This is a genomic window from Nocardioides sp. HB32 (assembly GCF_054058995.1).
On sequence record NZ_JBSSBS010000001.1, the window covers coordinates 18798 to 42738 of the forward strand.

The following is a 23941-nucleotide window of genomic DNA, read 5'->3' on the forward strand; positions in this document are numbered from 1 at the left end:
GGCGACCACTACGATGGAGGCCATGGGTTTGAACGATCAAACGAGCGCCGGTCGTCACGAGTGGTGGCGGCACGCGGTCACCTACCAGATCTACCCCCGCAGCTTCGCGGACGGGAACGGCGACGGCGTCGGCGACCTGCCGGGCATCACGTCGCGGCTGCCGTACCTGCGCGACCTCGGCGTCGACGCGATCTGGCTCTCGCCGTTCTACAGGTCCCCGCAGAAGGACCACGGGTACGACGTCGCGGACTACTGGGACGTGGACCCGCTGTTCGGCTCCCTCGCCGACGCCGACGTCCTGCTCGAGCAGGCGCACGAGGTGGGGCTCAAGGTGATCGTCGACCTGGTCCCCAACCACACCTCCGACCAGCACCCCTGGTTCCGCGCGGCGCTGGCCGCCGGGCCGGGCAGCCCCGAGCGCGCGCGGTACATCTTCCGCGACAGCGCGGACGGCCCGCCGAACAACTGGCGGTCGGTCTTCGGCGGTCCCGCCTGGACGCAGGTCGAGGCCGGCCCAGGCGAGGTCGGTCAGTGGTACCTCCACCTCTTCGACGCGAGCCAGCCGGACCTGGACTGGCGCAACCCCGAGGTCGGCGACATGTTCGTCGACGTGCTGCGGTTCTGGCTGGACCGCGGCGTCGACGGCTTCCGCGTCGACGTGGCGCACGGGCTCTTCAAGGAGGAGGGCCTCCCGGACACCGTGACGAGCGCGCGCAAGGAGTCGATGGTCGAGGCCCCCGACGTCGAGGGACCGATGTGGGACCAGCCCGAGGTGCACGACGTCTACCGCCGCTGGCACGAGGTGCTGGCCAAGTACGACGGCGACCGGATGCTGGTGGCCGAGGCCTGGACCCCCACGCCGGAGTCGATGGCCCGCTACATCCGCGAGGACGAGATGAGCCAGGCGTTCAACTTCGCCTGGCTCCTGGCGCCCTGGTCGGCGAGCGCGTTCGCCGAGGTCGTCACCAGCACCCTGGACGCGGTCGGGTTGGTCGACGGCACGCCCACCTGGGTGCTGTCCAACCACGACGTCGTACGCCACCCGACCCGGTACGGCGGCGGCGATGTCGGCCTCGCCCGCGCTCGGGCCGCGACGCTGGCGATGCTGGCGCTGCCCGGCTCGGCGTACCTCTACCAGGGCGAGGAGCTCGGCCTGGAGCAGGTCGAGGTCGAGCCGGAGTTCCGCCAGGACCCCGCCTGGTTCCGGACCGGCGAGCCCGGGCGCGACGGTTGCCGGGTCCCGATCCCGTGGAGCGGCGAGACCCCGCCGTACGGCTTCGGGCCGGGCACCGGCCAGCCGTGGATCCCGCAGCCGGCCACGTGGGGTCCGCTCACCGTGGCGGCCGAGGAGGCCGACCCCTCGTCGACCCTCTCCTTCTACCGCGCGGCGCTGGCCACCCGGCGCACGTTCGCAACGTCCGCCGGCGACCGCGTCGAGCTGCTCGACCGCGGCGCCGACGTGCTCGCGTTCCGCCGCGGCCCGATCACGGTCGTGCTCAACTGCGGGTCGGACCCGGTGCCGCTGCCGGACGGCGAGGTGCTGATGGCCAGCGGGCCGATCGACTACAACCTGCCCGCGAACACCGCCGTCTGGGTCCGCTGATCGCCGAGGTGGTCGGTCGGGTCACCGAGCAGCAGCACGATCACCAGCATGACCAGGAGCACGGCCAGGATCCCGCCGACCGCGAGGAACATGACCCGGCGGGTCGTGCGGACCGGTTGCCGCTCGCTCTCGTCCATGCCGGCGGCGGTACCCGCGACGGCGGGTGCGGATGCGCGGCCCGTACGCCGTGAGCGCTCGTCAGTCCCGCTCGTCCAGCGCCGCGTTGTAGCGGCCGAGCAGCGCGACGATGTCGGTCAGCTCGTCGTCGGACCAGTCGCGGAGCCGCTCGTCGATCCAGCGGCGCCGCTCCTCGTTCACCGCGGCCATCCGGACCAGGGCGTCGTCAGTGATGGAGACCAGCGTGGCGCGACCGTCGGCCGGGTCGGGTGAGCGCTCGACCAGCCCGAGCTCGACGAGGTGCTGGATCTGGCGGCTGATCGCGCCCTTGTCGATGCCGAACGACTCGACCATCGCGGAGGCGCGCTGCGCCCCGTGCTGCTCGAGCCAGGACAGCATCAGGTACGACGAGGACTGCAGGTCGGGATGCACCCCCTGGGCCCGCTCGCGGATGATCCGGCGGAGCCGCCGGACCATCGCGCCGACCTCCTGCTCCAGGCCGGTCAGCAGGTCGGCGCGGGCGGCACGGTCAGTACCGCGGTCCGTACGGGTCGCCATCTCAGGCCTCGCTCCGGACCACGGCGCGGTGCAGCTCGGCGGCGACCTCGGGCGAGGCGACGGCCTCGGCCTCGAGGTTCGACGTGCGGAGCGGGACCTCGCGGATCAGCAGCACGCAGGCGAGCGCGACCAGGGCGAACGGCGTCGCGACCAGGAAGATGTGCCCGAACGACGAGCCGAAGGCGTGCTCCCAGATCGACTGCTCCCAGCCGGGGAGTGACGCGACCTCCGGCACCGCGTGGCTGTCCGCGGAGAAGGTCGGCGGCCGCTGCGCGGCGACGTACCCCTCGGTGACGTGCTGCGCGACCTGGTGGCTGAGCAGCGCGCCCAGGACGGACACGCCGATCGAGCCGCCCATGGTGCGGAAGAACGCGACGACGGAGCTGGCGGCACCCATGTCGGACATGGTGACGTTGTTCTGGACCGAGAGCACGAGGTTCTGCATGGTGGCGCCCAGGCCGACGCCCAGGATCGCCATGAACGCACCGATCACGACCAGGTTGGTGGTCTCGTCGATGGTGCCGAGCAGGGCCAGGCCGATCACGACGAGGACCATGCCCCCGACCAGGAAGCGCTTCCACCGTCCGGTGTCGCTGATGATCCGGCCGCTGACCACGCTGGACAGGAAGAGGCCGCCGACCATCGCGATCGACATCAGTCCCGCCTCGGTCGGGCTCATGCCGCGGGCGGTCTGGAAGTACTGGCTCAGGTACACGGTCGAGCCGAACATCGCCACGCCGATCATCACCGAGGCGATGGTGGCGAGCGTGGTGGTGCGGTCCTTGAAGAGCCGCAGCGGGATCACCGGCTCGATGGCGACGCGGGCCTCGACGTACACCGCGGCACCGAGCATCAGCAGGCCGAGCACGACGAGCACCGCGGTGGTCGCGGACGCCCAGGCGAAGCTGTTGCCGGCCAGGCTGACCCACACGAGCAGCGTCGAGACGCCGCCGACCAGCAGCGTTGCGCCGAGGTAGTCGATGTGCACCGGGCGCTTCACGACCGGCAGGTGCAGGGTCTTCTGCAGGAGGAAGAACGCGACGATCGCGAACGGCAGCCCCACGAAGAAGCAGCCGCGCCAGCCCAGCGCGGAGTCGACGATCACGCCCCCGATGAGCGGTCCGCTGACGGTCGCCAGCGCGAACGTCGCGCCGAGGTAGCCGGAGTACCGGCCGCGCTCGCGCGGCGAGATCATCGTGGCGATCACGACCTGGACCAGCGCGGTCAGGCCGCCGACCCCGAGGCCCTGGACGACCCGGGCGCCGATCAGCACCTCCATGGAGGGCGCGAACGCCGCGATCAGCGAGCCGCCGATGTAGATGACCAGGGCGAGCTGCACGAGCAGCTTCTTGCTGAACAGGTCGGAGAGCTTGCCCCAGATCGGCGTCGTCGCCGTCATCGCGAGCATGGTCGCGACGACCACCCACGTGTAGCCGGTCTGGCTGCCGTGCAGGTCGCTGACGATGCGCGGCAGCGCGTTGGTGACGACCGTGCTGGAGAGCATGGCGACGAACATCGCCAGCAGCAGGCCGCTCAGGGCCTCCAGGATCTGGCGGTGGGTCATCTCCCCGGACTCCTCGGCGGAGACCGGGGCGGAGACGGGGGCGGTGGACGCCTGGGACACAGAAGCTCGATTCACGTGGAGTACAAGGTTGCTGATGGCAACTATATTCCTCGATCGTTGACACCGGCAACTTCTATGTCGGAGGTCACGCGGCGGGTTCGTCCCGGCGTCCCAGCAGTCTCCAGCGCCGGCCATGGAACCGTCATCATGGTCCAGGTGCTCGTTGTGGGTAGGAGAGCACACAGCGAAGGACGACCGTGAGGCCAGACGAGGACTACCAGGCGTTCGTGGACGCCCGCTACGCGCGGCTGGTCCGCTCGGCGGTCCTGTTCGGCTGCAGCGAGCAGGACGCGGAGGACGCCGTGCAGGAGGCCCTCATCCGGTGCTACGGAGCCTGGGGCCGGGTCTCGACCGCGGACGATCGCGACGCGTACGCGTACCGGGTGCTGGTCAACGGCATCACGCGCAGCCGGCGGCGCAGGTGGCGCGGCGAGATCCCGTACCGGGACCTGCCCGAGCCCCCGGCGACGGAGGACCCGGCCGCGGGAGTGTCGCTGAGCCAGAGCATCCGCGCGTCGCTCGCCCGACTGGGTCGGGAACAGCGCCAGGTCCTGGTCCTGCGGTACTTCGCCGACCTCACCGAGGCCCAGATCGCGACCGTCCTGGGGATCGCGCCCGGAACGGTCAAGAGCCGGGCGTCGCGAGCCATCGCAGTGCTGTCCGAGGACAGGTCACTCGATGACCTCATCACCCGCACGCACGAGGAGAACCGATGATCGACGAACGACAGGTCGCCGAGCTGCTGCGCGCAGCGACCGACGACATCTCGGTGCAGGTCCCCCCGACGCGCGAGCTCGCCGGCGCCGGCAGCAGGCGGCGACGCCGCCGCCGGTGGGCCGTCGCGGGCGTCGCCGCGGCCGCGGTGGCAGCCGTCTCGGTGGCGGTGCCCCTCGCACTGGGCTCCGCGCCGTCCGGCCGGACCGGCGCCTCCGGGGAGCCCACGACGACCACACCGGGCGCGTCGTGCGCCGATCCGGTGCCGACCCGGGTGCTGCCCGACTGGGCCCGCACCGGGTTCACCGATCCGCGTCCCCGGATGCCGTACGTGCTGGGCGACGGCGGTGACATCGCCGCGATCCTCTTCGCCCAGCCGCTGACCGCCCCGCCGTCCGCCGACCACAACAACAAGATCCTCTGGGTCTCGCCCGTCTCCGACGGTTCGTCGCTCCGCATCACAGCGACGCTCGCGGACGGATCGGCCACGGCCACCCGCGTGGTCGACGGCGGGCCCGGTCCCTCGATCATCGACCTGCCGAGGACGGGCTGCTGGCACCTGACCCTGCAGTGGGCCGGACGCACCGACACCATGGACCTCGCCTACGTCGCCCCCTGACCTGGCACCCGTGCGTCCGGCCACCGGGCGCTGGGTACGGGTCGGGCGTGCCAGACGATGCGATCGACCACTTCGTCCGTGTCCGCGGAGCCGCCGAGAACAACCTGCGCAACGTCGATGTCGACATCCCGCGTGACGCGATGGTCGCCTTCACCGGCGTCTCCGGCTCCGGGAAGTCCTCCCTCGCGTTCGGCACGCTGTACGCCGAGGCGCAGCGCCGGTACTTCGAGTCGGTCGCGCCGTACGCGCGCCGGCTGCTGCAGCAGGTGGGCGCCCCGCACGTGCAGGAGATCACCGGGCTGCCGCCCGCGGTCGCCCTGCAGCAGCGTCGCGGTGCGCCGAGCTCCCGGTCGACCGTCGGCACCATCACCACGCTGTCCAACCTGCTGCGGATGCTCTACTCGCGGGCCGGCAGCTACCCGCGCGGAGCTCCGCGCCTGGACGCCGAGGCGTTCTCGCCCAACACCGTGGCGGGCGCGTGCCCCCGGTGCCACGGCCTCGGGGTGGTCCACGACGTCACCGAGGACCTCCTGGTCCCCGACCCGTCGCTGAGCATCCGCGACGGCGCGATCGCCGCCTGGCCGGGGGCCTGGCAGGGCGCCAACCTGCGCAGCATCGTGGCCGGCCTGGGCATCGACATCGACAAGCCGTGGCGCCGGCTCAGGAAGAAGGACCGCGACTGGCTGCTCTACACCGACGAGCAGCCCGCGGTCCTGATCAAGCCCGAGCGCGACCGGATCGACTACGGCTACCACGGCACCTTCTGGAGTGCCCGCAAGCACGTCATGCACGTGCTCGCCGACTCCAAGAGCGAGCGGATGCGCGAGCGGGCGCTGCGCTTCGTCGTCGACACGCCTTGCCCCGACTGCGGCGGCAGCGGGCTGCGGCCCGAGGCCCTGGCGGTGACCTTCGCCGGCCGGTCGATCGCCGACGTCAACGCCATGCAGCTCGCCGACCTGGTCACCGTGCTGCGGCCGGTGGCCGACCTCCCCCAGGAGACCAACGAGGTGGCGGTGCGGATCTGCACCGACCTGCTCGCCCGGGTCGAGGTCCTGCTCGACCTCGGCCTGGGCTACCTGAGCCTCGACCGGCGGTCGACGACGCTCTCACCCGGCGAGGCCCAGCGGATGCGGATCGCCACCCAGCTGCGATCGGGGCTGTTCGGTGTCGTCTACGTGCTCGACGAGCCGTCGGCCGGCCTGCACCCGGCCGACGCGGAGCCGCTGCTGGACGTGCTCGACCGGCTGAAGGCGTCGGGCAACTCGCTCTTCGTCGTCGAGCACGACCTGGACGTCGTACGGCGGGCGGACTGGATCGTCGACATCGGGCCGGGTGCCGGCGAGGGCGGCGGGCGGGTGCTCTACAGCGGGCCGGTCGCGGGCCTCGAGGAGGTCGAGGAGTCGGCCACCAGCCGCTACCTCTTCGGCCGCGCCGAGCCGCTGGAGTGCCGGGCCCGTCCCCCGCAGGGCTGGCTGCACCTGCGTGGCGTCTCCCGGCACAACCTGCGCGACGTCTCCGTCGACGTCCCGCTCTGCGTGCTGACGGCGGTGACCGGCGTCTCCGGGTCCGGCAAGTCGACCCTGGTGACCCAGGTGCTCGCCGAGGTCGTCGGCAGGCACCTGGGCCTGGCGCCCGAGGACCGTGGCCGTGGCGAGGCCGGGGAGGACGGGCGGCTCGAGGTCGACGTCCGGGACGCGGCCGGCCTCGAGGCGTTCGACCGGCTGGTCCTCGTCGACCAGCGCCCGATCGGCCGGACCCCGCGGTCCAACCTGGCGACCTACACCGGGATGTTCGACGCGGTGCGCAAGCTGTACGCCTCCACCGACGAGGCGCAGGAGCGTGGCTACTCGCCGGGGCGCTTCTCGTTCAACGTCCCGGAGGGCCGGTGCGAGACCTGCCAGGGCGAGGGCTTCGTCGCGGTGGAGCTGCTGTTCCTGCCCGGCACCTATGCGCCGTGCCCGACCTGCCACGGTGCGCGCTACAACGCCGAGACCCTGGAGGTGACCTACCGGGGCAGGAACATCGCCGAGGTGCTGGCGCTGTCGGTCGACGGCGCCGCGACGTTCCTCGGCGATCTCCCCGCTGCCGCGCGCAGCCTCGAGACGCTCCGCGACGTCGGGCTGGGCTACCTGCGGCTCGGCCAGCCGGCGACCGAGCTCAGCGGCGGTGAGGCCCAGCGGATCAAGCTGGCCACCGAGCTCCAGCGTGCCCGCCGGGGTCATGCGCTCTACCTGCTGGACGAGCCGACGGCCGGGCTGCATCCCGCCGACATCACGTTGCTGCTGCACCAGCTGCACCGGCTGGTCGACGCCGGCAACACGGTCGTCCTGGTCGAGCACGACCTCGACACGATCGCGTCGGCCGACTGGGTCGTCGACCTCGGCCCCGGCGGTGGCGACGCGGGCGGGCGGGTGGTCGCCACCGGGCCGCCGACCGAGGTCGCCAGGGCCCAGAACAGCGCGACCGCGCCGTACCTCGCGAGGCGGCTCCGGAGGGTCTGAGGTCCGGACGTGCAGCGACCCGCAGGTGTGGACTCCTGACGGAGCCCGCTCCGGTGGACGTGATGACCGGATCACCTGCGGGTCGGGTGACTGCGATGGATTCACCAGCAGCCTGCCCGGAGTGACTCCACCCCGGGTTCATGCCAGTGGGCTGCTAGCGGGCAGCCACCTCACGCGTCCCAGAAGAACTCATTCTTCGGACCACCTCCTTTCCCGTGTGCGGCAACGGTAGGTCGGCACGCGGGGCGGTTCAAGGGATTAATCAGGCCACCTCCTCGTCGAGCGCGGCGGTGAACTGGGCCCGGTAGAGCCGGGCGTAGGCGCCGTCCCGATCGATGAGCTCGTCGTGGCTGCCCTGCTCGACGATCGCGCCGTCCTCCATGACCAGGATCAGGTCGGCGTCGCGGATCGTGCTGAGCCGGTGGGCGATCACGAACGACGTGCGGTCGGTCCGCAGCGCCGCCATCGCGTGCTGGAGCAGCAGCTCGGTGCGGGTGTCGACCGAGGACGTCGCCTCGTCGAGGATGAGCAGGGCCGGGTCGGTCAGGAAGGCCCGTGCGATCGTCACCAGCTGGCGCTCGCCGGCGGAGAGGTTCGACCCCTCCTCGTCGATGAGGGTGTCGTACCCGTCGGGCAGCGAGTGCACGAACCGGTCCACGAACGTCGCCCGCGCGGCCTCGAGGATGTCCTCCTCGGTCGCGTCCGGACGTCCGTAGGCGATGTTGTCCCGGATCGTCCCTGCGAACAGCCAGGTGTCCTGGAGCACCATCCCGATCTGCCCACGCAGCGCGGCCCGCGGCATGCCCGCGATGTCCACGCCGTCGAGGGTGATCCGGCCGGCGTCGACGTCGTAGAACCGCATCACCAGGTTCACCAGCGTGGTCTTGCCGGCGCCCGTCGGGCCCACGATCGCGACCGTCTGCCCGGGTCGCGCGACCAGCGAGAGGTCGGTGATCAGCGGGCGGTCCACGTCGTACCGGAACGACACGTGCTCGAAGGCCACCTCGCCACGGCGGCCGGGCGCCGGCAGGCCGCCGGCGTCCTCGGGCTCCTCGTCGGCGTCGAGCAGCTCGAAGACCCGTTCCGCGGACGCGACGCCGGACTGCAGCAGGTTCGCCATCGAGGCCACGGTGGTCAGCGGCTGCGTGAACTGCCGGCTGTACTGGATGAAGGCCTGCACCTCGCCCAGCGACAGCTGGCCGTGCGCGACCCGGAGGGCGCCGATGACGGCGACGAGCACGTAGTTGAGGTTCCCGATGAACATCATCGACGGCATGATCAGGCCGCTCACGAACTGCGCGCCGAAGCTCACCCTGGCCAGCTCGTCGTTCTCCTCGGCGAACTTCCTCTCGACCTCGGCCTGGCGGCCGAACACCTTGACCAGCGCGTGGCCCGAGAACGACTCCTCGACGTGCGCGTTGAGGGCGCCGGTGCGGCGCCACTGCGCCACGAACTGGCCCTGGGAGCGCTTCATGATCTGCGCGGTGACGACCAGCGACAGCGGCACGGTGATCAGCGCCACCAGGGCCAGCAGCGGCGAGATCCAGATCATCATCGCCAGCACGGCGACGACCGTCATCACCGAGGTGAGCAGCTGGCTCATCGTCTGCTGGAGCGTCTGGCTGACGTTGTCGATGTCGTTGGTGACCCGCGACAGCAGCTCGCCGCGCGGGGACCGGTCGAAGTAGCCCAGCGGCAGCCGGTTGATCTTGTCCTCGACGTCCTGGCGCAGTGTGCGCACCGTGTTCTGCACGACGGTGTTGAGGACGAAGCCCTGGAGCCACGAGAGCAGCGACGCGACCGCGTAGATCGCGAGCACGATCATCAGTACGTGCCCGACCGCGGTGAAGTCGACGCCCCGGCCGGGGACGACGTCCATGCCCTGGATCGCCTGCGGCCAGGCGGACTCCGGGGTGCCCGGCGGGATCTTCGAGCCGATGTAGCCGTTGAAGACGAGGTCGGTGGCGTGGCCCAGGATCCGCGGGCCGATCGACATCAGCGTGACACTGGCGATGCCGAGCAGCACGACGAGGACCGCCTTGCCGCGGTCCGGCCGCATCCGGGCGGCGAGCCGCTTGCCGGACGGCCCGAAGTCCATCGCCTTCTGGCCGACCATGCCGCCGCCCATGGGGCCGCGGCCCGGGCCGCCCATCGGCGCCTCGATGCGCTCGGTCTGCTTGAAACCCTGGGGCTTCGACCGGGTCGGGGTCTGGTTCTCGGTCTGGCTCATGCCGCCTCCTCCGCGGTCATCTGCGAGGTGACGATCTCCTGGTACGTCGTGCTCTCGGCCAGCAGCTCGTGGTGCGTGCCGCGGCCGACCACCCGGCCGTCCTCGAGCACCAGGATCAGGTCGGCGTCCTTGATGGTGCTGATCCGCTGGGCCACGATCACGACCGTCGCGTCCCGCGTCTCGGGCCTGAGCGCGGCGCGCAACCGCGCGTCGGTCGCGAGGTCGAGCGCGGAGAACGAGTCGTCGAACAGGTAGATCCCGGGCTTGCGCACCAGCGCCCGCGCGATCGCGAGCCGCTGCCGCTGGCCTCCGGAGAAGTTGGTGCCACCCTGCGTGACCGGGGCATCGAGGCCCTCGGGCAGCGCCTCGACGAAGTCGCGGCCCTGTGCCACCTCGAGCGCGGCCCACATCTCCTCGTCGGTCGCGTCCGCCTTGCCGTACTCGAGGTTGCTGCGGATGGTGCCGCTGAACAGGTACGCCTTCTGGGGGATCAGGCCCAGCTGCGCCCAGAGCAGGTCCTGGTCGAGGTGCCGGACGTCCTGGCCGGCCACCCGCACCGAGCCCGAGCTGGCGTCGAAGAGCCGGGGCACCAGGTTGACCAGCGTGCTCTTGCCGGCCCCGGTCGAGCCGATCACGGCGACCACCTGGCCGGGGCGCGCCTGGAAGGACACGTCGCTGAGCACCGGCTCGTCGGCGCCCGGGTAGGCGAACGTGACGTGGTCGAGCTGCAGGTGCCCACGCAGCGCCGGGTCCGGGGCGACCGGCTCGGCCGCCCGCTCGACGGACGTCTCGGTGCCGAGCACCTCCGCGATCCGGTCGCCGCACACGGATGCGCGCGGGACCATCATCAGCATGAACGTCGCCATCATCACCGACATCAGGATCTGCATCAGGTAGGAGAGGAAAGCCGTCATCGCGCCCGGCAGCATCTGCCCGCTGTCGATCCGGTGGCCGCCGAACCAGATGACCGCGACGCTGGAGACGTTCACGACCAGGATCACGAGTGGGAACATCGTGGCCATCCAGCGTCCGGCCCGGACCGAGACCTCGGTGAGGTCGTCGTTCGCCGTACCGAACCGCCTCGCCTCGTGAGGCTCACGGACGAACGCCCGCACGACGCGGATGCCGGTGATCTGCTCCCGCAGCACTCGGTTCACCTCGTCGATCCGTGCCTGCATGGCGCGGAAGCTCGGCACCATCCGGCTGACGACGAACCCGACGCAGAGGAACAGGGCCGGCACGACGACCGCGAGGATCCAGCCGAGGCCGGAGTCCACGTGCAGCGCCATGATCACGCCGCCGACCATCATGATCGGCGACTGGACCGCGATGTTGCAGGCCATCAGCACCAGCATCTGAACCTGCTGCACGTCGTTGGTGCTGCGGGTGATGAGGGACGGCGCGCCGAAGTCCTGCACCTCCCGGGCCGAGAACGCGCCCACCCGCCGGAAGAGCGACACCCGGACGTCCTGGCCGAACGCCATCGCGGTCCGCGCGCCGAACCACACCGCGAGCACCGAGCACACGATCTGGCCGAGCGAGATCGCGAGCATCAGCGCGCCGGTGTGCATGATGTAGCGGGTGTCGCCGGTGGCGATGCCGCGGTCGATGATGTCGGCGTTCAGCTTCGGCAGGTAGAGCATCGCCACCACGGCGGCGAACTGGAACAGCACCACGAGCGTGATCCAGGTGCGGTACGGCGCGAGTCGCTCGCGCAGGAGCTGGAGCAGCATCAGGGGTTCCTTCTCGTGAGGCCCAGGAGGACGGTGTCGACGATCTGGTCCGGGCTCATCAGCCGGCCGTCGGAGATCAGCTCGTGGCTGCCGGCGAAGGTCAGGAGTCGCAGCACGTGCACGAACTCGAGGACCGGCACGGTGAGCTGGTCGGCGTCGGGTGCGACCAGCTCGGCCATCAGCCCCTCGAGCTGGTGGCGCCAGGCGGCGGCCGCGGTCGAGTCCCGGGCGTCGCGGGGCGGGCCCACGAGCCCGACCTTCTGCATCAGGCCGAAGGTCGCGCGGAACCGCTGCTGCAGGATCGCCACGAGGGCGACCAGCCGGGACCGGAGGGGGAGGCCCGGGTCGATCTCCGCGATCCGGGCGACGACGTCGCCGGGCTCGAACGCGCGACGGATCGCCGCGTCGACGAGCTCGTCCTTGGAGTGGAAGACCCGGAAGATCGTGCCCTCCGCGACGCCGGCCTCCTCGGCCAGCTGCCGGGTGGTGATCTCGCGGCCGTGCACGCGCAGCAGGTTGAGCGTCGCGTCGACGAGGTGCTCACGCCGCTCGTCGGGCGACATCGGGCGAGCGCGCTCGCGCCGCGGCTGTCGGTTGGTGAGGTCCACGAACCAGGACTCTAAGTGAGTGAGCACTCACTCACAAGTCTTTTAGGGGGCGAGGCGCTCCGTGACCCAGTCGCCGCCCTGCGGCCGGCGGTAGCGCAGCCGGTCGTGCATCCGGCCCGGCCGGCCCTGCCAGAACTCCACGGCGTGCGGGCGGACGACGTACCCGCCCCACTCCTCCGGCGGCGGCACCTCCTCGGGGTACCTGGCCTCCGCCTCCTCGAACGCGCCCGCGAGCTCCTCCCGGGTGGTGACCCGCGACTGGCGGGACGCCCAGGCGCCCAGCTTCGACCCGCGTGGCCGGCTGGCGAAGTAGGCCTCGACGTCCGCGCGCGGCAGCGGGGTCGCGACGCCGTCGACCCGCACCTGGCGCTCGAGGACGTGCCACGGGAAGAGCAGCGCGCAGCGGGGATTCTCGGCCAGCTCGGTGCCCTTGCGCGAGCCGGTGTTGGTGAAGAACACGAACCCCGCCTGGCTCAGCCCCTTGAGCAGCACCATCCGCGCGGACGGCGCGCCGGTGGCGTCCGCGGTCGCGACGACCATGCCGTTCGGGTCGTGGAGGCCGGCGTCCACGGCCTCGCGCATCCAGCGCTCGAACATCGTGATCGGGTCGGGTGCGAGGTCCGCCTCGTCGAGCCCGGCCCGGCCGTACTCCTGCCTCAGCGCCGCAAGGTCCACCCCTCGACCCTAGACTGCGCTGCGTGACTGACGTACACCACGGATTGGAAGGCGTCGTCGCCTTCGAGACGGAGATCGCGGAGCCGGACAAGGAAGGCTCGGCGCTGCGCTACCGCGGCGTCGACATCGAGGAGATCGTGGGGCGGGTGCCCTTCGAGAACGTGTGGGGTCTCCTCATCGACGGCTCCTACACGCCCGGCCTCGCACCGGCCGAGCCGTACAACCTGCCCGTGCACACCGGCGACGTCCGGGTCGACGTGCAGGCGGCGGTGGCGATGCTGGCGCCGGCGTTCGGCTTCGGGCAGACCTACGACATCAGCGACGAGCAGGCCCGCGACGACATCGGCCGGCTGGCGGTCATGGTGCTGTCGTACGCCGCGCAGTCCGCGCGCGGGCTGCACCAGGCGGTCGTGCCGCAGCGGGTCGTCGACGAGGGCAAGACGCTCGCGGAGAAGTTCCTGATCCGCTGGAAGGGCGAGGCGGACCCCAAGCACGCGCACGCGATCGACGCCTACTGGTCGAGCGCGGCGGAGCACGGCATGAACGCCTCGACGTTCACCGCCCGCGTGATCACCTCGACCGGGGCTGACGTCGCGGCGGCGTTCTCCGGCGCGATCGGCGCGATGAGCGGGCCGCTGCACGGCGGCGCCCCCTCGCGGGTGCTCGGGATGATCGAGGAGGTCGAGAAGCGGGACGGCGACGCGGCGTCGTACGTCAAGGAGCTGCTCGACAACGGCGAGCGGCTGATGGGCTTCGGGCACCGCGTCTACCGCGCCGAGGACCCGCGCGCCCGGGTGCTGCGTCGTACGGCGCGCGAGCTGGACGCGCCGCGCTACGAGGTCGCCGAGAGGCTCGAGCAGGCCGCCCTCGCCGAGCTCCGCGAGCGGCGCCCGGACCGGGTGCTGGAGACGAACGTCGAGTTCTGGGCGGCGATCGTCCTGGACTTCGCCGAGGTTCCCGCGAACATGTTCACCTCGATGTTCACCTGCGCCCGCACCGGTGGCTGGTCGGCGCACATCCTCGAGCAGAAGCGCACCGGACGCCTGATCCGGCCCTCCGCCGTCTACACCGGACCGGCCTCGCGCCCGGCCACCGAGGTCGAGGGCTGGCGCGCCGAGTGGGCCGGGTGACGCACCCCGTCGGCCAGCACTACGCCGGCAGGTCCGCGATCGTCACCGGCGCGGGGTCCGGCATCGGCGCCTGCCTGTCGCGGGCGCTCGTCACCGCCGGCGCCTCGGTGGTCTGCGCGGACCTGGACGGTACGACGGCCGCCGCGGTCGCCGACCCGATCGGGGCGCGGGCCGTCGCTCTCGACGTCACCGACGCGGCCGCCGTCCAGGCGCTCGTCGACGAGGTCGAGCCGGACCTGCTGTTCAACAACGCCGGCATCACCTTCGGCGGCGAGACCGAGGACCTCACGCTCGAGCAGTGGAACGCGATCATCGACGTGAACATCCGCGGGGTCGTGCACGGCGTCGCGGCGGCGTACCCGCAGATGGTGGAGCGCGGGTCCGGCCAGATCGTCAACACCGCCTCGATGGGCGGGCTGATGGCGGCCGGGCTGATCACGTCGTACGTGATGACCAAGCACGCGGTGGTCGGGCTGTCGCTCGCGCTGCGGTCCGAGGCCGCCGCCAAGGGTGTCGGCGTCACCGTCGTGTGCCCGTCGGCGGTCGACACCCCGATCCTCGACAAGGGGCACGTCGGCATGTTCCACGGCCGCGACTACTACCTGAAGGGCCAGGGCGTGCGGCACCCGCTGTCGCCGGAGGTGTTCGCCGACCAGGTGCTCGAGGCGGTCGCGGAGAACCGGGCGATGCTCGTCACGCCGCGTACGGCGCGGATCGCGTGGCGGCTGGGCCGGTACTTCCCCGGCTTCATCCAGAGGTCGTCGGTGCGGTTCGTCGCCAAGCAGCGGAAGTGGCAGGAGGCGCGGGCGCTCGCCACCCGCTGACCGACTGAGATGGAGTTCTTCTGCTACCACCGGGACCGGGCCGGCTCGACGCCGATCCGGGCCGAGATGGTCGAGGAGCACTGGTCCTACATGGACCGCTTCGAGCTGATCGCTCGGGGCCCGACGTTCCTCGACGACGACACCCTCACCGGGAGCGTGCACGTCGTCGACCTGCCGGACGCCGCCGCGGCCCGGGCGTTCGTCTTCGAGGAGCCCTGCTACCAGGCCGGCGCCTACCGCGACGTGCTGCTGCGGCGCACGTCGTGGACACGCCACGCGGACCCGGCCGAGGGCCGCCTCGTGCTCGGCTTCTTGCCGCGACCCGAGCCGTACAGCGGCCTTCCCGCACCGCCGGCCGGCCTGTTCGGATCCGGTCCGCTGCTCTCGGACGACGGCACGATGCTGCTCGGCGTCGCCGCGCTGGCGGCATCACCGGATGACGTCCTGTCGCCCGACCGGTTCACCGCCGTCGAGGTGCACCGGTGGCAGCCGGGCGGACGACGCTAGCGGCGGTCGTCGTACCAGCTGGTGACACCGCGCGAGCCCTGCCGGCTCAGCGGGACCGTCCCGGCCTTGGGCTTCTCGTGGCAGACCGAGGACCGCGATCCCGAGAAGGCGCATGGTCGTCGACCTACGTGCGGCTGGTCCGCTCGAGGTAGGCGAGACCTCGCGGCGACACCTCGTAGCCGACCTCGAAGCTGCGGGTGAGGCCGAGGTTCTTGAGCTTGCGGACGTCGATCTTGAACGGGTCCCGCTCGCGTCCCACCTCCGCCGCCAGGTCGGGCGCCCGCGTGTGCGGCCGGCGCCGGATCAGGTCGAGCGTCGCCATCGTCCACGGCCCGTGGCTGCTGGCACGGTCGAGCCGCTCGAGCCGCGCGTCGATCGCGGCGACGTCGTCGTCGGTGAGGTCGGCGGACTCCCGCAGGGCGACCCGCGGGTCCGGCCCCGCCCACGACAGCCGGACCCGGTACGTCGGGAGGTCCCCCGTCCCGGGGTCCGGTTGCACCTTGTCGAGCTGCTGGCGCAGCCGGTCGGCGTCCGGCCAGCCCGCCTGCCTGCCGAGCGTCCTCGTCGGTGATCTCGTCGACGATCTCGACCTCGTCGACGCGGACCACGCCGGCGACGGTGCGGAACTCCGCGCCGGGCTGGACGTCCTGCTTGCGCCACCGCCGGAACGCGAGCGTCACCGAGCCGTCGGCGACGCCGTGTGCGATCTTGGGCGGTAGCAGCACGGCACCAACATAGGGTGGGCTCGTGACATCTCGGGATCGTGAGCTGTGGGACGCACAGGCGGCGACCTTCGACGACGAGCCCGACCACGGCCTCCACGATCCCCAGGTCCGGGACGCCTGGCGGACCCTGCTGCTCTCCGTCGTACCCCCGGTGCCGACCCGGATCGCCGACCTCGGCTGCGGCACCGGCACGCTCGCGCTGCTGCTCGCCGACGAGGGGCACAGCGTCAACGGCGTGGACGTCTCCCCCGAGATGGTCCGCCGGGCGACGGCCAAGGCCGGCTCCTACCCCGGCACCGGCTTCGTCGTGGGCGACGCCGCCGCCCCGCCGTTCCCCTCGGGGCGGTACGGCGTGGTGCTGTGCCGGCACGTGCTCTGGGCGCTCCCGTCGCCGGCGGCGGCGCTGTCGCGCTGGGTGGACCTGCTCACCCCCGACGGCCGGCTGGTGCTCGTCGAGGGATTCTGGTCGACCGGCACCGGGCTGACCGCCGACGAGACGGTGGCGCTCGTCGAGGGGGCCGGCCTCACGGCCACGCTGAAGCCGCTGACCGAGCAGGTCTACTGGGGCAAGCGCACGGACGACGAGCGGTACCTGGTGCTCGGCCGGCGCTAGTCCTGCGGGTCGCCCTCGGGCCGGCGGCCCTGCTCGTAGGTGACCTCCACGTAGCTGCCGTTGCCGATCAGCATCGAGGCACGCGTGAAGGCGATGATGCCGAAGCCCACCACCGCCGCGAGGCCGCCGCCGGCGAACAGCCAGAGCGAGCCGTTGTCGTCGCTGCCCGGGTCGGTGTCCGCGAAGCTCGCGAAGCCGAGGACGACGCAGACGAGACCGGCGAGGAGCACCAGGGCTCCGAGCACGAGGAGCGCGGTCTGACCGGTGGTGCGGTTGCTCATGGAATCCCCCGAGGATGTGGACGGTGCGGATGCCAGCCTAGGCACCGACGGCCCATTCCTCACGGCGACCCGGCGACCAGCCCCGACTCGATCGCGAACACCACCAGCTGTGCCCGGTCCCGGGCGTGCAGCTTCACCATCGCTCGGCTGACGTGCGTGCGGACGGTGTCCGGGCTCAGCACCAGGAGCGACGCGATCTCGGCGTTGGACCGCCCGGTCGCGACCCAGGCCAGGACCTCACGCTCGCGGTCGGTCAGGTCCCCCAGCCGCGGGTGGGGCCTGGCCGGGGGGCCGGCCTTCCCGAAGTGATCGATGACCCGGCGGGTGACCGACGGCGCGAGCAACGAGCCGCCGTCGGCGACGACCCGGATCGCGTCGAGCAGCTGCGCCGGCTCGGAGTCCTTGAGGAGGAACCCGCTGGCGCCGTGGCGCAACGCCTCGAAGACGTACTCGTCGAGCTCGAAGGTGGTGAGCACCACCACCCGCACCTCGGCGAGCGCGGGGTCGGCGTTGACCTCGGCGAGCAGGCCCAACCCGTCCAGCACGGGCATCCGGACGTCGCAGAGGACGACATCGGGCCGGGTACGGCGGATCATGGCCAGCCCGGCACGGCCGTCCTGGGCCTCGCCGACCAGCTCGAGGTCCTCCTCCGCCCGGACCAGCGTGGCCAGGGCCATCAGGACCAGCGGCTGGTCGTCGACGAGGGCGACCCGCACCGGCGCGGTCACCGGTCGTCGTCCAGGGGGAGGTGGACCCGGACCCGGAAGCCGGCCGCGCCCGGCCCCGCCTCGAACGTGCCGCCGAGCGCCTCGACCCGGCTCCGCATCCCGGCGATGCCCATGCCGCCATCCTGCCCCGCCGGCGCGTGGCCGACGCCGTCGTCGGTCACGGTGACGGCGAGCTCTCCCCCGGTGGAGGCGAGCGCGACGGTCGCCCGCGACGCCCGCGCGTGCCGGAGCACGTTCGTGAGCGACTCCTGTACGACGACGTACGCCGCCTGCCCGATGCGTTCCGGCACCACGCCGGCCTCGCCGTCGAGCTGCACGGCGAGCCCGCCGGCACGCACCCGGTCGAGCAGGGGCGCCAGCTCGGACAGGCCGGGCGCCACCCGGCGGGGCGCCGGGTCACCCGACATGTGCGCGAGCTCCGCCCGGAGCGCGTCCAGCGACTCCCTGCTGGTGTCGCGGATCGCCTCGAGGCTCCGCCGGGCCGCGACCGGGTCGCGCTCCAGCACGTGCAGCGCGACGCCCGCCTGCATGGCGATCACCGCGAGTCCGTGTCCGACACCGTCGTGCAGGTCCTGCGCCATCCGCAGTCGCTCGTCGCTGGCCGCCCGGCCGGCTCGCTCGGCCCGCATCCGGCTCCGGTCCACCAGCCACCAGCCGCCGACGGCCGCACCCGCACAGAGCGCCGCGAGGCCGACGCACTCCCAGAACGTCTCGCGGGCCGGGACGTCGTGGGCCGCGGCACGTACCACCAGGCCCGTCAGGGCCAGCAGGAGAGCGACGACGGCCGCGGGCACGAGCGTGCTCGGCCGGGACCGGGGCGCCGCGACGAGCAGCGTCAGCGGCACCGCAAGGAACATCGGTCCGTTGGACAGTCCGGCGGCGAAGTAGCCACCCACTGCCAGGCCGGCCAGGACCAGCGCCGCCCTGGGCAAGCGGACCGCGAGCAGGACGGCGCCGGCGGCCACCAGCGAGAACACCGCCGTCTCCAGGTACGGCCCGCCCCCGCTCGCGTGGTTGGCGCCCAGCGAGCCGACGACGAGCAACGCGGCGGGCAGCAGCCAGAGCCAGGGCGATCGGAGCACTCTCAGAGGCTAGGCGGCCAGGACTGCGAGGACGTACGGCGCGGCGCGGCACCGGCGTACGCGGATCTGCGTACGCCGGTGCCGCGCGCGAGCGGATGCGCCGGCGCGTCGATCCGACGACGGTGGGGCCATGACCGAACTCATGGTGCAGACCGAGGGCCTGACCAAGCGCTATGGCCGCGGCGACCACAGCCGGCTGGCCGTGGACGGGGTCAGCATGACGGTGCGGCGCGGCGAGGTGTACGGCTTCCTCGGCCCGAACGGAGCCGGCAAGACGACCACGCTCCGGATGATGCTCGGGCTGGTCCGGCCGACCGCGGGGAGCGTGAGCGTCCTGGGCCGGCCGGCGGGTCGCCCGGACGTGACGGCGCGGGTGGGCGCACTGGTCGAGGGTCCGGGCTTCTACCCCTACCTGAGCGGGCGCGACAACCTGCTGGTGATGGCCCGGTACCGCGGGCTGGGCGAGGCCGCCGTCGCCGACGCCCTGGAGCGGGTGGACCTGGCGAGCCGCGGCACCGACCGCTTCAAGAGCTACTCGCTCGGGATGAAGCAGCGCCTCGGCGTGGCGTCCGCGCTCATGGGCGACCCCGAGCTGATCGTGCTGGACGAGCCGACCAACGGCCTGGACCCCGCGGGCATGGCGGACATGCGGGCGCTGATCGTGGCACTCGCCCGCGCCGGGCAGACCGTGCTGCTCTCCAGCCACCTGCTCGCCGAGGTCCAGGAGATCTGCGACCGGGTCGGGGTGATCGCCGACGGCCGCCTGCTGCGCGAGTCGACGGTTGCGGACCTCCGCGGCCACGCCTCCCTGCGGCTCCGGGCCGAGCCGCTCGACCGGGCGCTCGCGGTGGCGTCCCGGATCGCGGGCGACGACGCCGTACGCCTCGAGCAGGACCGGCTCGCACTGGACCTGCCCGCCGCCGCTGCACCCGAGCTCGTGCGGCAGCTCGTCGCCGACCAGGTCGACGTGCTCGAGCTCGCGGTCGTGGAGCGCACCCTCGAAGAGGTGTTCTTCGAGATGACCAACCACCCGACACCCGAGACCGAGGAGGCAGTGCGATGAAGGCGACCGACGCGATGAGGAGCACCCGTGCGGAGCTGCTCCGGCTGCGGAGGTGGCCGGCGGTGTGGGTCATCCTCGGCGCCTGGACGGCGCTGGCCCTGATGTTCGGCTACGTGTTCGGCTACCTGGCCTACAAGACCGGCGACAACTCGTTCTCCAACGAGGGCCAGACGATGGACTCGGTGCTCCACGATCTGATGCCGGTGTCGGTCCCCGACGTGCTGCTCCAGGGCATGCCGATGTTCGGTGGCGCGCTGATGATGGTGCTGGGTGCGATCGTGGCCGGCAGCGGCTACGGCTGGGGCACCTGGAAGACCGTCTTCACCCAGGGGCCGTCGCGCGCGGCCACGCTGGCCGGCTCCCTGGCCGCGACGACGGTGTTCGTGGTCGGCACCGTCCTGTTCACGCTGGTCCTCTACCTGGGCGTCTCCCTGACGATCGCGGTCAGCGAGTCGCAGGACGTCGTGTGGCCCTCGGCCGGGTCGCTCGCCGAGTCGACGCTGGCCGGCGTTCTGGTGCTGGAGATGTGGGCACTGGCGGGCTTCGCCCTCGGAACCCTCGCTCGCGGACCCGCCCTCTCGGTCGGCCTCGGCCTGGTGTGGGCACTGGTGGTCGAGAACCTGCTGCGCGGCGTGGGGAACCTGCTCGGTGCCGTCGAGGCACTCACGCACGTGCTGCCCGGCACCGCCGCGGGCTCCCTGGTCGGCTCCATCATCGGCGTCGACGCGGGCGGCGGGACGCCCGGCGTCGTCGACACGATCTCGGGGACGCAGGCGGCGTGGACCGTGCTGGCGTACGTCGTCGCGCTGCCCCTGCTCTCCCTGGCGCTGGTGCGGCGACGCGACGTCGCGTCCTGACCCCGGCGCGGCAGGTGTCACAATGGGGTCGCTGACAGCGTCGTCAGGAAGCACCGCCCGACCACCCCGGAAGGTTTTCATGACCGACGCCCCGCGGATCCCGCAGCACCTCCTCCCCGCCGACGGCCGCTTCGGCGCCGGGCCCTCGAAGATCCAGACGTCGCACCTCGACGCGCTCGCCGCGACGGGTACGTCGCTGATGGGCACGTCGCACCGCCAGGAGCCGGTGCGGGCCCTCGTGGGTCGTGTGCGGACCGGCCTCGCCTCCCTCTTCTCGCTGCCGGACGGGTACGAGGTCGTGCTCGGCAACGGTGGCGCCACCGCGTTCTGGGACATCGCGACGTTCGGGCTGATCCGCGAGCGCTCGCAGCACCTGTCGTTCGGTGAGTTCTCGTCGAAGTTCGCCGCAGCCCGCCTCGGCCGCGCCGTGGCTGGCCGCGCCCTCCGTGATCACCTCGGAGCCGGGGTCCGCTCCCGTCGCCGTCGCCGAGGACGGCATCGACGTGTACGCCTGGGCACAGAACGAGACCTCGACAGCTGTGATGGCGCCGGTCGTCCGGCCCGCCGGCGCCTCGCCCGACGCGCTCGTGCTCATCGACGCGACGTCGGGAGCGGGCGGCTTGCCGGTCGACGTACGCGAGTCCGACGTCTACTACTTCGCGCCGCAGAAGTGCTTCGCCTCCGACGGCGGTCTCTGGATCGCGCTGTTCTCGCCGGCTGCCCTGGAGCGGGCCGCGTCGATCGCGGCCTCCGACCGGCACGTCCCGGCGTTCTTCGACCTCCCCACGGCGATCTCCAACTCCGCGCTCAACCAGACCTACAACACCCCCGCGCTCGCCACGCTCTTCCTGATGGCCGAGCAGCTGGACTGGATGAACGCGTCCGGCGGGCTCGCTGGGATGGTGGCTCGGACGAGGGAGTCGTCGGACATCCTCTACACCTGGGCGGAGAAGTCGCCGTACGCCTTCCCGTACGTCGCCGACCCCGCCCACCGGTCACTGGTGATCGGCACGATCGACTTCGAGCCGTCCATCGACGCCTCGCGCGTGGCCGCGGTGCTGCGGGCGAACGGCATCGTCGATACCGAGCCCTACCGCAAGCTCGGCCGCAACCAGCTCCGGATCGCGATGTACCCCGCCATCGACCCCGCGGACATCGAGGCGCTCACCCGCTGCATCGACTGGCTCGTCGAGAACCTCTAGTCACCCGTCCCCTGGCTCCGGGTCCGGGTCGCTCGCGGGCTCCGAGTCCGGCTTCAGCTGCTCGGTGTCCGGCTCCTTGCCGTCCGGCGTCGGCGGCTCGGAGTCCTGGTCGTGGCCGTTCGGTTCGCTCGTCATGCGGGGCCGGTACCCACGTTCGCCGGCGGCTCACGGGCCGCCGGCTTCCGACCGACGAGAACGTCCCATGTGGTCATCGTCCGCGGTGGTTGCGGCAGGTGGTGGCGGCCGTCGCCCGGCTCGCCGTCCGCCCGGGTCGACCGTCGTGGCCACCGTTGTCTGGGGTCCATCCGGGGCGGCTGTCGGTGGGTTGCGGGTTCGTGTCGGGTTGCGACCGACGGGCAGCGAGGCGGGTGCGGCGGGCGGTTGGTTGCGGCCGCTTCCCGGCTCTCCGGCCGGCGTCGTACCTGCTCGAGGAGCCCCTGAGGTTGCTCCGAAAGACTTGGAGAGTGTCTCCCGTTCAAGCAGCGGTTCTCGGCGTGACTGTCGGTGGGCTGCGGGTTCGTGTCGGGTTGCGACCGAGAGGCAGCGAAGCGGGTGCGGCAGGCGGCTGGTTGCGGCGGCTTTCCGGCCTTCCGGAACTGCTCGAAAAAATTCGACAAGGTGTCTCACATGCCGGTCAAAACAAGGGTTCTGGGCCTTCGGCTGTCGGTGGCCGGTGCTTGAGTGGACACGTGATCGAGACCGACCGCACCCACCAGCCATTCCGCGTCGACGACGTCGACGCCGACTGGCTGCTGGCGCTGTGCGAGGACGCCGAGATCCAGTCCCGCGAGGCCGACCGCCGCCGCCTGCGGTACGCCCTGCAGTGGGCACACCTGCACCCCGCCGACCCCGACCAGGCCGCCCTGGGGTACGTCGACGCCGTCGGCGGAGACGGCACCCCCGACATCGAGGAGTTCACCGCCGAGCCCCTCGCCGCGGCGTTCGGGATCACCGCCCACGCCGCCCTCCAGCTGATCTCCGACGCCCTCGACCTGCACCACCGGCTCCCGCAGACCTGGGCCCGCGTCGAGGCGCTCGAGGTGCCCGCCTGGCGTGCCCGCCGGATCGCCCAGGCCACCGGCCAGCTCACCGCCGAGCAGGCTGCCGCCGTCGACGCCATCCTCGCGCCCCGCGCGGACAAGTGCGGGACCCGGGCCATCGAGAAGGCCATCGCCGAAGCCACCGACGTCGAGGTCCAGGACCAGCAGGAAGCCCTGGACCGGTCCCACTGGGAGGTCCGGCTCTTCCACGGACCCATGGCCGGACCCGGCCGCTGGGCCGGCACCTCGATCCTGCAGATCACCGGCGACACCCACGATCTCACCGACCTCTACGACCAGATCACCACCGAGGCCGCCACCATCGACACCGACGACCCCCTCGAGGTGCGCCAGGCCATGGCCGTGGGCATCGTGTCCCGCAAGATCAACGGCGGCCGCTCACCCCGCATCAAGCTCATCGTGCACGCCGACCTCACCGACCTGACCGACCACACCATCGGCACCGGCTCCGTCGAACGCCTCGGACCCCTCACCACCGCCCGGATCAAGGACTGGGTCGGCCACTCCCAGGTCAACATCCTCCCCGTCCTGCGCATGGACCGCGACGACGCCGTGGACCGGCACGACCCGCCGGCGTGGATGCGGGAGCTCGTCATCCTCCGCGACCAGCACTGCGTGTTCCCGCACTGCCAGACCGACGCCCGATCCTGCGACCTCGACCACATCACCCCCTGGCCGCTCGGCCGTACCAACCCGTCGAACTTGGCACCGCTGTGCCGACGCCACCACCGCGCCAAGACCCGACGCCGATGGCGCTACCAACGCGACCCCGACGGCACCTACACCTGGACCGGCCTCCACCACCGGCAGTACCACGTCACCCCCGACGGCACGACCGCGCTCAACTGAGCCTGCTGGACCACGCTCGACGTGGGATCGGTCGTCC

Annotated in this window: 23 protein-coding genes and 1 pseudogene; 12 read left to right on the top strand and 12 right to left on the bottom strand. The window is 72.1% G+C overall.

Annotated features, from left to right (window positions below):
* The first annotated feature begins 22 nt into the window (after nucleotides 1-22).
* Nucleotides 23-1603, top strand: coding sequence for a glycoside hydrolase family 13 protein (locus ACVW2K_RS00115; RefSeq protein ID WP_457201090.1), 1581 nt, complete (start codon nucleotides 23-25; stop codon nucleotides 1601-1603).
* On the opposite strand, the gene ACVW2K_RS00120 is transcribed toward ACVW2K_RS00115, so the two are convergent.
* The 3 genes from ACVW2K_RS00120 to ACVW2K_RS00130 all read right to left on the bottom strand — a co-directional run bounded on the left by ACVW2K_RS00120 (nucleotide 1564) and on the right by ACVW2K_RS00130 (nucleotide 3902).
* Nucleotides 1564-1740, bottom strand: a complete 177-nt coding sequence (locus ACVW2K_RS00120) for a hypothetical protein (protein ID WP_155992057.1) — start codon at nucleotides 1738-1740, stop codon at nucleotides 1564-1566. The genes ACVW2K_RS00115 and ACVW2K_RS00120 overlap by 40 nt on opposite strands.
* A 61-nt stretch (nucleotides 1741-1801) precedes the next feature.
* Nucleotides 1802-2278, bottom strand: coding sequence for a MarR family winged helix-turn-helix transcriptional regulator (locus ACVW2K_RS00125; protein ID WP_457201091.1), 477 nt, complete (start codon nucleotides 2276-2278; stop codon nucleotides 1802-1804).
* Between the two features lies 1 nt (nucleotide 2279).
* Nucleotides 2280-3902, bottom strand: coding sequence for an MDR family MFS transporter (locus tag ACVW2K_RS00130; protein ID WP_457201092.1), 1623 nt, complete (start codon nucleotides 3900-3902; stop codon nucleotides 2280-2282).
* Nucleotides 3903-4099: 197 nt separating this feature from the next.
* Here ACVW2K_RS00130 and ACVW2K_RS00135 point away from each other — a divergent pair, with 197 nt between their 5' ends.
* The 3 genes from ACVW2K_RS00135 to uvrA are packed head-to-tail and all read left to right on the top strand — an operon-like array spanning nucleotide 4100 to nucleotide 7736.
* Nucleotides 4100-4618 (top strand): SigE family RNA polymerase sigma factor, encoded by a 519-nt coding sequence (locus ACVW2K_RS00135; protein ID WP_457201093.1) that lies wholly within the window; start codon nucleotides 4100-4102, stop codon nucleotides 4616-4618.
* Nucleotides 4615-5235 carry a hypothetical protein gene (locus ACVW2K_RS00140; RefSeq protein ID WP_457201094.1) on the top strand — a complete coding sequence of 207 codons (621 nt, stop codon included), beginning with the start codon at nucleotides 4615-4617 and terminating at the stop codon, nucleotides 5233-5235. The genes ACVW2K_RS00135 and ACVW2K_RS00140 overlap by 4 nt, the downstream gene beginning before the upstream one ends.
* A 47-nt stretch (nucleotides 5236-5282) precedes the next feature.
* Entirely contained in the window at nucleotides 5283-7736 is a 2454-nt protein-coding gene (uvrA, locus tag ACVW2K_RS00145; protein WP_457201095.1) for an excinuclease ABC subunit UvrA, read from the top strand.
* Nucleotides 7737-7998: 262 nt separating this feature from the next.
* Here uvrA and ACVW2K_RS00150 read toward each other — a convergent pair whose 3' ends face one another.
* Genes ACVW2K_RS00150 through pdxH form a run of 4 tightly spaced genes read right to left on the bottom strand, consistent with a single transcriptional unit; the run spans nucleotide 7999 to nucleotide 12982 of the window.
* Entirely contained in the window at nucleotides 7999-9966 is a 1968-nt protein-coding gene (locus ACVW2K_RS00150) for an ABC transporter ATP-binding protein (protein WP_028637349.1), read from the bottom strand.
* A complete protein-coding gene (locus ACVW2K_RS00155) occupies nucleotides 9963-11699 on the bottom strand; it encodes an ABC transporter ATP-binding protein (RefSeq protein ID WP_457201096.1) in 1737 nt (578 codons plus the stop codon). Before ACVW2K_RS00155 ends, ACVW2K_RS00150 begins: the two co-directional genes overlap by 4 nt.
* Entirely contained in the window at nucleotides 11699-12307 is a 609-nt protein-coding gene (locus tag ACVW2K_RS00160; protein ID WP_457201097.1) for a TetR/AcrR family transcriptional regulator, read from the bottom strand. Before ACVW2K_RS00160 ends, ACVW2K_RS00155 begins: the two co-directional genes overlap by 1 nt.
* A 42-nt stretch (nucleotides 12308-12349) precedes the next feature.
* Nucleotides 12350-12982 carry a pyridoxamine 5'-phosphate oxidase gene (gene pdxH, locus ACVW2K_RS00165; protein WP_457201098.1) on the bottom strand — a complete coding sequence of 211 codons (633 nt, stop codon included), beginning with the start codon at nucleotides 12980-12982 and terminating at the stop codon, nucleotides 12350-12352.
* A 23-nt stretch (nucleotides 12983-13005) separates the two neighbouring features.
* On the opposite strand from pdxH, the gene ACVW2K_RS00170 reads away from it, so the two are divergent.
* The 3 genes from ACVW2K_RS00170 to ACVW2K_RS00180 are packed head-to-tail and all read left to right on the top strand — an operon-like array spanning nucleotide 13006 to nucleotide 15443.
* On the top strand, nucleotides 13006-14112 hold the full coding sequence (locus ACVW2K_RS00170) for a citrate synthase 2 (protein WP_457201099.1): 1107 nt from the start codon (nucleotides 13006-13008) through the stop codon (nucleotides 14110-14112).
* Nucleotides 14109-14936 (top strand): SDR family NAD(P)-dependent oxidoreductase, encoded by an 828-nt coding sequence (locus ACVW2K_RS00175; protein WP_457201100.1) that lies wholly within the window; start codon nucleotides 14109-14111, stop codon nucleotides 14934-14936. Before ACVW2K_RS00170 ends, ACVW2K_RS00175 begins: the two co-directional genes overlap by 4 nt.
* A gap of 9 nt (nucleotides 14937-14945) precedes the next feature.
* Nucleotides 14946-15443 carry a YciI family protein gene (locus ACVW2K_RS00180; RefSeq protein ID WP_457201101.1) on the top strand — a complete coding sequence of 166 codons (498 nt, stop codon included), beginning with the start codon at nucleotides 14946-14948 and terminating at the stop codon, nucleotides 15441-15443.
* 124 nt (nucleotides 15444-15567) lie between these two features.
* Here ACVW2K_RS00180 and ACVW2K_RS00185 read toward each other — a convergent pair whose 3' ends face one another.
* Nucleotides 15568-15942: a hypothetical protein gene (locus ACVW2K_RS00185; RefSeq protein WP_457201102.1), complete on the bottom strand. Its 375-nt coding sequence runs from the start codon at nucleotides 15940-15942 to the stop codon at nucleotides 15568-15570.
* A gap of 248 nt (nucleotides 15943-16190) precedes the next feature.
* Between ACVW2K_RS00185 and ACVW2K_RS00190 the strand changes: the two genes are divergently transcribed.
* Complete coding sequence (locus ACVW2K_RS00190) at nucleotides 16191-16781, top strand: class I SAM-dependent methyltransferase (RefSeq protein ID WP_028637342.1); 591 nt, start codon at nucleotides 16191-16193, stop codon at nucleotides 16779-16781.
* Here ACVW2K_RS00190 and ACVW2K_RS00195 read toward each other — a convergent pair.
* From ACVW2K_RS00195 to ACVW2K_RS00205, 3 genes are read right to left on the bottom strand one after another with little or no spacing between them, the layout of a single operon-like run.
* A complete protein-coding gene (locus ACVW2K_RS00195) occupies nucleotides 16778-17062 on the bottom strand; it encodes a hypothetical protein (protein WP_457201103.1) in 285 nt (94 codons plus the stop codon). The two genes, ACVW2K_RS00190 and ACVW2K_RS00195, sit on opposite strands and share 4 nt — an antisense overlap.
* Before the next feature lie 59 nt (nucleotides 17063-17121).
* On the bottom strand, nucleotides 17122-17790 hold the full coding sequence (locus ACVW2K_RS00200; protein ID WP_028637340.1) for a response regulator: 669 nt from the start codon (nucleotides 17788-17790) through the stop codon (nucleotides 17122-17124).
* On the bottom strand, nucleotides 17787-18872 hold the full coding sequence (locus ACVW2K_RS00205; protein ID WP_457201104.1) for a sensor histidine kinase: 1086 nt from the start codon (nucleotides 18870-18872) through the stop codon (nucleotides 17787-17789). The genes ACVW2K_RS00200 and ACVW2K_RS00205 overlap by 4 nt, the downstream gene beginning before the upstream one ends.
* Before the next feature lie 130 nt (nucleotides 18873-19002).
* Here ACVW2K_RS00205 and ACVW2K_RS00210 point away from each other — a divergent pair, with 130 nt between their 5' ends.
* From ACVW2K_RS00210 to serC, 3 genes and pseudogenes are all read left to right on the top strand, one after another.
* Nucleotides 19003-19935 carry an ABC transporter ATP-binding protein gene (locus ACVW2K_RS00210; protein WP_457201105.1) on the top strand — a complete coding sequence of 311 codons (933 nt, stop codon included), beginning with the start codon at nucleotides 19003-19005 and terminating at the stop codon, nucleotides 19933-19935.
* Nucleotides 19932-20792, top strand: a complete 861-nt coding sequence (locus ACVW2K_RS00215) for an ABC transporter permease (RefSeq protein WP_457201106.1) — start codon at nucleotides 19932-19934, stop codon at nucleotides 20790-20792. Before ACVW2K_RS00210 ends, ACVW2K_RS00215 begins: the two co-directional genes overlap by 4 nt.
* A 79-nt stretch (nucleotides 20793-20871) precedes the next feature.
* Nucleotides 20872-21994, top strand: a pseudogene (serC, locus tag ACVW2K_RS00220) (phosphoserine transaminase).
* On the opposite strand, the gene ACVW2K_RS00225 reads toward serC, so the two are convergent.
* Nucleotides 21995-22129 carry a hypothetical protein gene (locus ACVW2K_RS00225; protein WP_269320327.1) on the bottom strand — a complete coding sequence of 45 codons (135 nt, stop codon included), beginning with the start codon at nucleotides 22127-22129 and terminating at the stop codon, nucleotides 21995-21997. It lies immediately after the preceding pseudogene.
* 554 nt (nucleotides 22130-22683) lie between these two features.
* Here ACVW2K_RS00225 and ACVW2K_RS00230 point away from each other — a divergent pair.
* Nucleotides 22684-23904 carry an HNH endonuclease signature motif containing protein gene (locus ACVW2K_RS00230; RefSeq protein ID WP_457201107.1) on the top strand — a complete coding sequence of 407 codons (1221 nt, stop codon included), beginning with the start codon at nucleotides 22684-22686 and terminating at the stop codon, nucleotides 23902-23904.
* Nucleotides 23905-23941: the final 37 nt, after the last annotated feature.

Coding starts and splice junctions, on each gene's coding strand:
- ACVW2K_RS00125 (WP_457201091.1), bottom strand. CDS start 2,278: ATGGCGACCCGTACGGACCGCGGTACTGACCGTGCCGCCCGCGCCGAC.
- ACVW2K_RS00150 (WP_028637349.1), bottom strand. CDS start 9,966: ATGAGCCAGACCGAGAACCAGACCCCGACCCGGTCGAAGCCCCAGGGT.
- ACVW2K_RS00225 (WP_269320327.1), bottom strand. CDS start 22,129: ATGACGAGCGAACCGAACGGCCACGACCAGGACTCCGAGCCGCCGACG.
- ACVW2K_RS00120 (WP_155992057.1), bottom strand. CDS start 1,740: ATGGACGAGAGCGAGCGGCAACCGGTCCGCACGACCCGCCGGGTCATG.
- ACVW2K_RS00155 (WP_457201096.1), bottom strand. CDS start 11,699: ATGCTGCTCCAGCTCCTGCGCGAGCGACTCGCGCCGTACCGCACCTGG.
- ACVW2K_RS00140 (WP_457201094.1), top strand. CDS start 4,615: ATGATCGACGAACGACAGGTCGCCGAGCTGCTGCGCGCAGCGACCGAC.
- ACVW2K_RS00195 (WP_457201103.1), bottom strand. CDS start 17,062: ATGAGCAACCGCACCACCGGTCAGACCGCGCTCCTCGTGCTCGGAGCC.
- ACVW2K_RS00215 (WP_457201106.1), top strand. CDS start 19,932: ATGAAGGCGACCGACGCGATGAGGAGCACCCGTGCGGAGCTGCTCCGG.
- ACVW2K_RS00180 (WP_457201101.1), top strand. CDS start 14,946: ATGGAGTTCTTCTGCTACCACCGGGACCGGGCCGGCTCGACGCCGATC.
- ACVW2K_RS00115 (WP_457201090.1), top strand. CDS start 23: ATGGGTTTGAACGATCAAACGAGCGCCGGTCGTCACGAGTGGTGGCGG.
- ACVW2K_RS00210 (WP_457201105.1), top strand. CDS start 19,003: ATGACCGAACTCATGGTGCAGACCGAGGGCCTGACCAAGCGCTATGGC.